General features: G+C 55.5%; 8 protein-coding genes. All 8 read left to right on the plus strand.

What is annotated here, in order from left to right; genetic code table 11:
* The coding region (locus ACFONC_RS07360) for a hypothetical protein (protein WP_386743094.1) at positions 1–395 on the plus strand (395 nt) is incomplete at its 5' end.
* 1,680 nt (positions 396–2,075) lie between these two features.
* Positions 2,076–2,618 carry an NADPH-dependent FMN reductase gene (locus tag ACFONC_RS07365; RefSeq protein ID WP_386743095.1) on the plus strand — a complete coding sequence of 181 codons (543 nt, stop codon included), beginning with the start codon at positions 2,076–2,078 and terminating at the stop codon, positions 2,616–2,618.
* Between the two features lie 70 nt (positions 2,619–2,688).
* Positions 2,689–3,480: a S1 family peptidase gene (locus ACFONC_RS07370; RefSeq protein ID WP_386743096.1), complete on the plus strand. Its 792-nt coding sequence runs from the start codon at positions 2,689–2,691 to the stop codon at positions 3,478–3,480.
* Positions 3,481–3,601: 121 nt separating this feature from the next.
* Positions 3,602–4,084, plus strand: a complete 483-nt coding sequence (locus ACFONC_RS07375) for a hypothetical protein (RefSeq protein ID WP_386743097.1) — start codon at positions 3,602–3,604, stop codon at positions 4,082–4,084.
* Between the two features lie 1,083 nt (positions 4,085–5,167).
* Positions 5,168–5,929 carry a CPBP family glutamic-type intramembrane protease gene (locus ACFONC_RS07380; RefSeq protein ID WP_386743098.1) on the plus strand — a complete coding sequence of 254 codons (762 nt, stop codon included), beginning with the start codon at positions 5,168–5,170 and terminating at the stop codon, positions 5,927–5,929.
* Between the two features lie 167 nt (positions 5,930–6,096).
* A complete protein-coding gene (locus tag ACFONC_RS07385) occupies positions 6,097–6,525 on the plus strand; it encodes a hypothetical protein (RefSeq protein ID WP_386743099.1) in 429 nt (142 codons plus the stop codon).
* A gap of 136 nt (positions 6,526–6,661) precedes the next feature.
* Complete coding sequence (locus ACFONC_RS07390; protein WP_386743100.1) at positions 6,662–7,093, plus strand: hypothetical protein; 432 nt, start codon at positions 6,662–6,664, stop codon at positions 7,091–7,093.
* 684 nt (positions 7,094–7,777) lie between these two features.
* The gene (locus ACFONC_RS07395) at positions 7,778–8,371 is read left to right on the plus strand and encodes a hypothetical protein (RefSeq protein WP_386743101.1); all 594 of its coding nucleotides are present in this window, start codon (positions 7,778–7,780) and stop codon (positions 8,369–8,371) included.
* Positions 8,372–8,547: the final 176 nt, after the last annotated feature.

Here is an 8,547-nt window from a genome sequence, read left to right on the forward strand (position 1 = left end):
TGGCAGAAAGAGCTTGCCATGTTGTTGGCTCCGCTACGCAAGTCGGCTTAACTCAGGCGTTAGGCCGCATGAAAGCATCTCCTGAAATTCAAGCGCTCATCGGGATCGGCTTTATGGTCTATGCGCTGGTCACCATCTACGCGGCAATCTGGCGCCCGAAGCTGCTGAACAATCCGTTTCTTCGTCCACGATGGTGGGGATTCGGACCTCGTGCTAGCCGAGCGGCGGCCGGAGTTGGCTCTGGAGCATGGCTAACGATCGGAGCGTTCGTTCTGGGCAATGCCTTAGGCATCCTCCCTCGCTCGGCAAGCAACCTCACCTTCCTCCTTATCTTCCTCTTCTTGATTGGCGCGGTCATTGCGCAAGCCTTCTCAGCTGGCGATGATGCGGCCTAACAATGCGTTCAAGCCGACACCGCTTCGTTACACCAAGCACATGGCAGGTACAGCTTGCCATGTGCTTGGCTCCACTACGCGGCGCGGCTTAACTTAGGTGTTATACGGTACTGCTCAAACAGTTGTGCGGCTTGTTCCTTCGGCCACATCGCCGCGGCGTGCGGGGGCAGCTCCGGCCAGTGCTCCTTCGGATCGGGCGTTGCACCTGGCAGCTCATCGCATCGGTCGGTTCGCTCGGCTTGCAGTGTCTCGCACAATCGTTCGATGCGGCTTCGGGCACATGGCGTGCCGTGGCTTCTCGGTAGAGCGCCGGTCTTCGCGGGCTGCTACTGTTTCGGTTCGGGCGGGCTTGTCGCAGGCGGCGTTTGCAGTTGCTGCAAGTGTCCGGGGCAGCACCGTATAACAAGTCATTCAAGCCGAACCCGCTTCTTGGCTTCGGCAACATCGCCGCATCGGCAAGCGCGTCGTTCTCCGGTTCTTCGCGCAGCGGGTCGGCTTAATTCCGGCGTTAGTCCGCTCGGGAAAGATCAATGACTGTGCGGGTTCGGGCGTCTGACAGATCACGGCGCGGGCCTGGCGCTCCAGACACAATCGCAGTCGCCCTACCCCGGTAGTTCACGGCGCAAGCCGCTGGCTTACGGCCAGGGTCGCCACTCCTCACTCCAGATCGCACACGGCGCAAGCGCGCCCTCCGGCCAGATCTATCGTACAGTCCGCCACGGCGGGCCGTTGGCTCCGTGGCCGGCGGTCTAACAATTCGTTCAACCCGAACCCGCTTCGTTGCTTCGTTCAACCGTGTTGCAAGCTGTTCCGACGCAAGCTCACGATCGTCGTGGCAGCGGGTCGGGTTAACTCAATCGTTAGGGCTCACATGAAACTTTCTCGGCGGCCTAGATCCTTGTCTGTTGTCGTCGGCCTGACCCTGCTCTTCTTGCTCGTCACCTATCGGGCTGGACCTCTTGTAGCCGCGATCTTTCTAGCATCCGGAGTTCTTGGCTATCTGAACGTTTTCGCAGCTTTACGTGCAGGATTGGCTGTTCTGAAGCGGCGCAAGCTCACTAAGTCAACGATCGCTCTCATTGTTATCGCAGCTGCGGGCAGTGCCGTTCTTTGCTACTTCGGGTATTGGGCGCCGCTTGCGATGTGCACGGGGTCATTCCTAGTAATTGATGGGATAGCCTTACGCTTTCAAGGCGCACCTGTGGGAGCCCCCCTCGGTGAGCCCTAACAATTCGTTCAAGCCGAACGCGCTTCGCTACACCAACAACGTGGCATATACAGCTTGCCACGTTGTTGGCTCCGCTACACACGTCGGCTTAACTCAGGCGTTATGCGGTGTTGGGGATGGCTTTGTAGTAGTTCATTCCTTCGGGAAGTTGGTGGCGATCGGATGGAGCAGGCTCCGGACAGCAGTCCTCGCGCGCGTGGCAATCGGTCGGCGCGTTGCTTCGCTTCCAGGCATCAAGATCCTGGTGCCTTCATTACAGGTGGCTTCGGAGGCCACTCGCCTCAAGGTTTCCCGGTAAAGCACCGGGGTTCCAGCCCTGCTAATCTTCTGGCAACGGGGCATGTCGCAGGCCGGGGAGGGCCAGCGGTGCAATCTACTCGGCCACCACCCCATAACAATTCGCTCAAGCCGAAGCCGCTTCGCGGCTCGGCTTAGCTCAAGCGTTAGGCCTCATGAAAGTACTCGCGTTATGTGGAAGTCTTCGATCGCAATCTCTCAGCGCCGCCCTGCTCCGCGCAGCCAAGTCGCTAGCCCCGGCCGGGGTCGACTTCCAAATCTTTGGTGGTCACGGGCAGTTGCCCTTGTTCAATCCAGAACTTGAGCCATGTCCACCTGCACCGGTGGTTGCGCTGCGGGATGCAGTTACAGCCGCAGACGCCATCGTCATTGCAAGTCCCGAGTACGCTCATGGCGTCACGGGGACCATCAAAAACACCCTAGACTGGCTGGTGGGTCACATCCCATTCGCCTACAAGCCCGTCGCCGTCTTCAATCCCGCCCATCAGTCCTACCACGCTGACGAGGCGCTCAAAGAAATACTGCGCACAATGTCCGCCGATCTGATTTCTGATGCTTGCGTGCGCATTCCGGTCATTGGTTCTGGCGTCAACCCAGGTGACATTGCAGCCACAACAATGTTTTCATCAGCCATAAGGTCCGCCCTTCAGGCCATCGTGGCTCATGTCAAAGCCCAAGGTTTGCCGCGTGAGGCCTAACAATTCATTCAAGCCGACGCCGCTTCGCGGCGCGGCTTAATTCAGGCGTTAGGCCTTAGTCAGGAGACACATGAAGCACCTTGTGGTCATTCCGCTGTTGCTCGCCTCAGCCATGGCAAGCGCAATCGTCGTCCGGCACGATGTGCCTGATTCTATGTATCTCGCGCCGGATGCCGCACTGCCCGCTCTTGTAGACCTCCCACACGAGGGTCATGGGGTCTTAATTGCACCGCAGTGGGTTCTTACTGCTGCTCATGCAACTCAGTGGCACCCAATTACGGAAGTCATGCTCAACGGTGACTGCCTAAAAGCCGAGGAGGTTTTTGTGCACCCTGGCTACAAGCAACTTCCTGACGGATTGGCGGCACATAACCCAGAAGGAGCTATCAGATTTCTCGCGGGCCTGGACGATATCGCCCTCATCAAGCTCGCCGAGCCCGTAACTAACGTCACACCTATCGCCCTGTATGAGGGGCACACGGAGCTTGGAAAAACAGTTGTGCTTTTCGGCAAGGGCGCCACTGGCAACGGCAAAGCAGGACAGGTTGATGGCGCCAACCGTACTCAGCTACGCAGGGCGGAAAACGTCATCTCCGCAGTCGAGGAGCGCGCCCTCGTTTACACCTTCGACAGCGGCAGCAGTGCCCTGCCGTTAGAGGGCATGCTTGGCAATGGAGATAGCGGCGGGCCGGTTCTTCTCTACAACAATGGGCACTGGGAACTACTAGGCTTGGCCCGTGGCAGACTCAGTACATCGCCCCCGGGGTTCTATGGACAGCAAAGCCATCAGGTTCGAGTGTCCTACTACTTAGAGTGGATCAGAGCAACGATGGGCGGCACCAGCTCGGGCCGTAAGGCCTAACAATTCGTTCAAGCCGAACTTGCTTCGTTACACCAAAGCTATGGCAGAACAAACTTGCCATAGCTTTGGCTCCACTACGCAAGTCGGCTTAACTCAGGCGTTATGCGGCAAGGGGAGTGAAATGGCTGACCAGAGTCCAGAGAAGCAGAAGCAACTGGCGGTCAAGATTGCGGCATCGGCTAATGCCGAAGAGAAGCAGGCCATCCGCATCTGGATCGAACGTCTACTTGCGCTCAAAGCGACCAATCTTCCGGCTGCTCAAAAAGCGAAGCAAGCAATTTCGCTCACTGCCAACAGCAAGGTCGTTCTTCCCACCGTCAAGATCATCGCGCGCGAGACCAAACGCTTGGCTTGGGACGAGCGCGGGCTCAAAGGGCGACTTGGACTTGGTGGTGCCGCTGTAGGCGTCGCGCTCTTCGGCGGCCAAGGAGCAGGTATTGCCGCACTTGGTACTGCAATCGGTGTCCCGCTTTGGGTCGTCTTCGGCGCAGGCGCAGCGTTCGCCGGAGTTCTGTATGAGGAGATCACGGGCAAGCGGCCAAGCACCAAGACTACCTACACAGTGATTGACGCCGAGCGGAAGGATCCCGAGGATGCCGCATAACAGTTCGTTCAAGCCGAACGCGCTTCGCTACACCAACAACATGGCAGAACAGCTTGCCATGTTGTTGGCTCCGCTACGCACGTCGGCTTAACTCAAGCGTTAGGCCTCTCAAGAGACAATCCGATATGCCAATGCTTTCTAAGCGCAAAGTGGTAGTGATTGTCCTAGTGGTATTGGCCTTTTCGGTCGTTCTCCATGTTCTTATTCGGCTCTCTCCCGCTTACTCAAACACCGTTGCCGCCTATGAGATCCAACACGCCTGGGCGTCGGATGACAACATAAGGCTTTGCTTCTTCTGCCCCAAGCGCATCAGTTATGGCAATGGCACTTGGCATCACCGCTTTACGCTAGTTATTGAGAAAGATGGCTCTACCCAGAAAGTGCGGGCGCATAGCCAGTCACAGACAGAGAGTGGTAAATATACTGTTACTTTCGAGTAGGCGCTTCACTTTACCCGGTGAGAGGCCTAACAATTCGTTCAAGCCGAACGCGCTTCGCTACACCAACAACATGGCAGGTAAAGCTTGCCATGTTGTTGGCTCCGCTACGCACGTCGGCTTAACTCAAGCGTTAGGCCGCATGGAAACACTCCTGCTACCGTTGTTTGTTGCTGCCCTCGTAGGGATCAGCATCTATTTTCAGTCGCGGCGTGGCCCAGCCATGATCGTTGAGCGCCGCGTCGCCCTGATATGGCTCTGGCTAAGACGTATCGTTTGTTTTGGCGCCGCAGCACTCTGCGCGTCCTTCGTCTTCGTGGCCTGTTACGCAATGCTTACTTCACCTGTCACGCCCCTGAGTGTGATCGGCGCACTACTCTTTCTCTCCCTTACATACGTCTTTGTTCACTTGGGCATGTATGGGATGGGGCGCGCCCTGTCCGGCGTAACAGATGACAAGGCAGTCCATGAGAGTCGTAAGAAGCGGTACGGGTGGCCGTGGTAGCCTGCGGCCTAACAATTCGTTCAAGCCGAAACTACTTCGTTACACCAACAACATGGCAGGTAAAGCTTGCCATGTTGTTGGCTCCACTACGCAGTTCGGCTTAACTCAGGCGTTAGCGCCCTTCCCAATTTCTAGGCACTCATGAAAGCAACGGATCTTACACACAGGGCACCATGGCCAAGGATTGCCGTCTTTACCTTGCTCGCCGCGTGCATAGCCTATCCGTTTCGCCATGGCAGCTTTAATCTGCAGGCTCCCTTATTTCTCGGCGTTCCATTCCTACAGGCTATCCTTGAGGGGATGGGCGTGTTTATTGCGGCGCTAATAGCAACTAGTTGCTTTACCAAATACTGGAGCCCTGCAAATTACTTTGGTGATTCCCCACTCCATTCTTCCGCAGTGCTCCTGACTCCGATTGCTGTATTCACCATCTTCGGCGTAGACAACACAATGGGAGTTAACTCGCACTTGTTCGGCCTCGTTCTTGCCACATCAATTGCGATCTATTGCATTCTGGAGGAAACCGGTTGGCGCGGTTTCCTCCAGAATGCAACAACCTCAATCCCACGAGCCATAAGATATCTTATCGTTGGCCTGATTTGGTACGTGTGGCATCTCAGCTTTATCAACCACGGCGCTAGTCTGATTGGGCAATTGCAATTTCTTGTGATACTCATAATTGGAAGCTACCTTTTAGGTTCGCTTGTGGAGAAGACCAATTCAGTGTTACTTGCCGCATCATTTCATTTCTGTATTAATTTCTTGGCCTTTAGCTATGTAGGCGGGATAAATGAGACACAGAGCGCGAAGTTACTTTTAGTTGGGATTATTGTTCTTGCTTGGATACCAGTACTCTTTCATTGGAATAAAAACAAGAACCACGTGGCGCAGAGAGGGCTCTAACAATTCGTTCAAGCCGAACTTGCTTCGCTCCACCAACAACATGGCAGGAAAAGCTTGCCATGTTGTTGGCTCCGCTACGCAAGTCGGCTTAACTCAGGCGTTAGGCCGCATTGAAACCTCTGCAGCGCGCCCACAGCTGATCTACTCCACCATGACGGACAGTCCCAATGCCGCAGCTTTCCAGGCTCCGCCCCTTAGCCCTTGCCTTGCTGCTCAGCGCCTCTACAGTCGCAGGCGCGCAAGGAAACAACTCCTATGTCGAGAGCCTAGAGGACTCTATCGCTGCGTACACGGTTTCCGACTTTGTGTCTCACGGCCCAAAGCCGGACGGCTTTCGGCAGGTGAACCTGCGCTTCCGGGAGACGGATACGGGCACGCGCAGCTACATGCTTTGCGGGCAGGTGCATATCGGCACCGGAGCAAAGGCGGAGTGGGCCGATTTCGCTACCATCAAGACGGATCCGTATGAGCAATGGCTGGGCGGCCCCGCCGCGGACATGTGCGCCAAGGCCACGCCGGTAACCGGGGGTAGAGACCTCGCCCCGCTCCTTGAGCAAGAACTGGGTTCCAAGGCGTCTCAGCCAACAGCGCCGTAAGTTAGGGTAGCGGGGCTGCGGCCTAACAATTCGTTCAGGCCGAACTTGCTTCGTTCCACCAAAGCCATGGCAGAAGAACCTTGTCATGGCTTTGGCTCCACTACGCAAGTCGGCTTAACTCAGGCGTTAGGCTTGCATGGACAAGATCGCGAAATATTCAAGCTTGCTCAACCTGCTTGCATCCCTTGTGACTCCAGCAGTGGCTTGGATAGGTGGCGTGCTTGTGTTCGCCGTACGGTATGACGACGCACTGATCGCAACGCAGATCTTCTGGCACTCTGTGGTTTGCGCCTTCATCGCAGCTGGCTCAGCCGTTCTTTCACTTTTGCTATTTCCTGCGTCGCGCCACTTGGTCTCTAGGCTGCCTGTATCCAGTCCGCTATTTATTCTTATCGGCGCAGCCATCTCGGTTGCTCTAGTATCGTCTCTGCTGTCATTTCTCGGGCACACGTCACTTACTCAGTCTAGAGCTATTGCGGCCTCGGTGTTCATCGCTTCGGCTGCCTTGATGAATACTCTGTGCTTTGTATGGCTTGCGGGCGACAATCCTTCCTGGCAGCAAGCCTAACAATGCGTTCAAGCCGAAGCCGCTTCGTTCCACCAAGCACATGGCAGGTACAGCTTGCCATGTGCTTGGTTCCACTACGCAGCTCGGCTTAACTTAGGTGTTAGGCGGCCATGATCCAAGTTCGCGTTGGTGATCTTCTTAGCGTCAGGACAGATGATGGTGACATTCAGTTCGCCGTCTTGACTAAAATACTGTTGTTCGGTGGCAACTGGTGTTACGTGTTTCACAAGACACGCTCAGAGCAACCGGACGCACATCACGGGTTCAATGCATTTGTTGATTTCATCGTCCCGAAACGAGAGGGCCGCGTAACGCGACTCTCGAGCGGAAATGATTTCTCAACCCACATTGGCCAAGAGTTGCTGAAGCAACAACCAACTCGGGGTAAAACAACCTATAGCGTATATCGCTGGTCAAACCTCAGAATCGACAGCGTCACGCATATACGAACCACATCGTCTCCTACAAAAGATGAGTTAGCAGCCCCTGAATATATGTGTCTCCCTGCCGACTTTGCATGCGAGTTGGCGATTCGGCGGTGGCGGCCTCAAGATCGTATATGGACCGCCTAACAATTCGTCCAAGCCGAACGCGCTTCGCTACACCAACAACACGGCAGGTAGAGCTTGCCATGTTGTTGGCTCCGCTACGCACGTCGGCTTAACTCAGGCGTTAGGGGTCGCTATGGCGCGCAAGGTATTCGAGGATGTAAAGGCACAAGAGGAAAAGCTCGGACTTCCCGATGGCTTCTACATGGCTCTTTACAAAGAGGATGACTGGTCCTTTGTCATCAAGCTAAATGCCCTTGTGGAAGCGGCATGTACACACTCCTTGGTTGCACGGCTTCATGCTCAAGAGCTCTCGGGTGCTCTGGCAGCCCTAGACCTTGGCAACTCCAAATTTGGCAAAGTCGCTTTGCTTCGCTCGCTGGGTTCACTCACCTCCGAACAGGCCAGCGTTCTTAAGCTTCTCTATGAGCTAAGAAACTCTCTCGCGCACAACATCACTCAGGTTTCCTTTTCGTTCGCACCCTACTTGGACGCGCTGGACAAGAACCAAAGAGCCAGCTTTGTAAAATATGCCGGTCACGGTGTAGATGAGATCGTCAGCCATACAGGCAAGGCGATCTCGCGGTCAGATTTTGTTCTGGAGAATCCAAAATTTGCATTGTGGATGACCGTCGCAGAGATCATTGCTTGCCTATACTTAGATCATGAGATCGCGGAAGCGCGATTACAGAGATTGGCTCTTGGGCAACTCAAGGGCGGCCGCGCATGATCGGGCGCCCCCTAACAATTCGTTCAAGCCGAACTTGCTTCGTTACACCAAAGCCATGGCAGAAAAAGCTTGCCATGGCTTTGGCTCCACTACGCAAGTCGGCTTAACTCAGGCGTTAGGCCCCGCAGGAGAATGCAATGACTCTGAGATGGGTGTTGACACTTCTAGCCATCTTC

Source organism: Luteimonas soli (genome assembly GCF_042648865.1).
GTDB lineage: Bacteria > Pseudomonadota > Gammaproteobacteria > Xanthomonadales > Xanthomonadaceae > Luteimonas > Luteimonas soli.

Excerpts from the sequence above, each read along its gene's own strand:
- ACFONC_RS07385 (WP_386743099.1), top strand. The coding sequence starts at position 6,097 with ATGCCGCAGCTTTCCAGGCTCCGCCCCTTAGCCCTTGCCTTGCTGCTC.
- ACFONC_RS07380 (WP_386743098.1), top strand. The coding sequence starts at position 5,168 with ATGAAAGCAACGGATCTTACACACAGGGCACCATGGCCAAGGATTGCC.
- ACFONC_RS07390 (WP_386743100.1), top strand. The coding sequence starts at position 6,662 with ATGGACAAGATCGCGAAATATTCAAGCTTGCTCAACCTGCTTGCATCC.
- ACFONC_RS07370 (WP_386743096.1), top strand. The coding sequence starts at position 2,689 with ATGAAGCACCTTGTGGTCATTCCGCTGTTGCTCGCCTCAGCCATGGCA.
- ACFONC_RS07365 (WP_386743095.1), top strand. The coding sequence starts at position 2,076 with ATGAAAGTACTCGCGTTATGTGGAAGTCTTCGATCGCAATCTCTCAGC.
- ACFONC_RS07375 (WP_386743097.1), top strand. The coding sequence starts at position 3,602 with ATGGCTGACCAGAGTCCAGAGAAGCAGAAGCAACTGGCGGTCAAGATT.
- ACFONC_RS07395 (WP_386743101.1), top strand. The coding sequence starts at position 7,778 with ATGGCGCGCAAGGTATTCGAGGATGTAAAGGCACAAGAGGAAAAGCTC.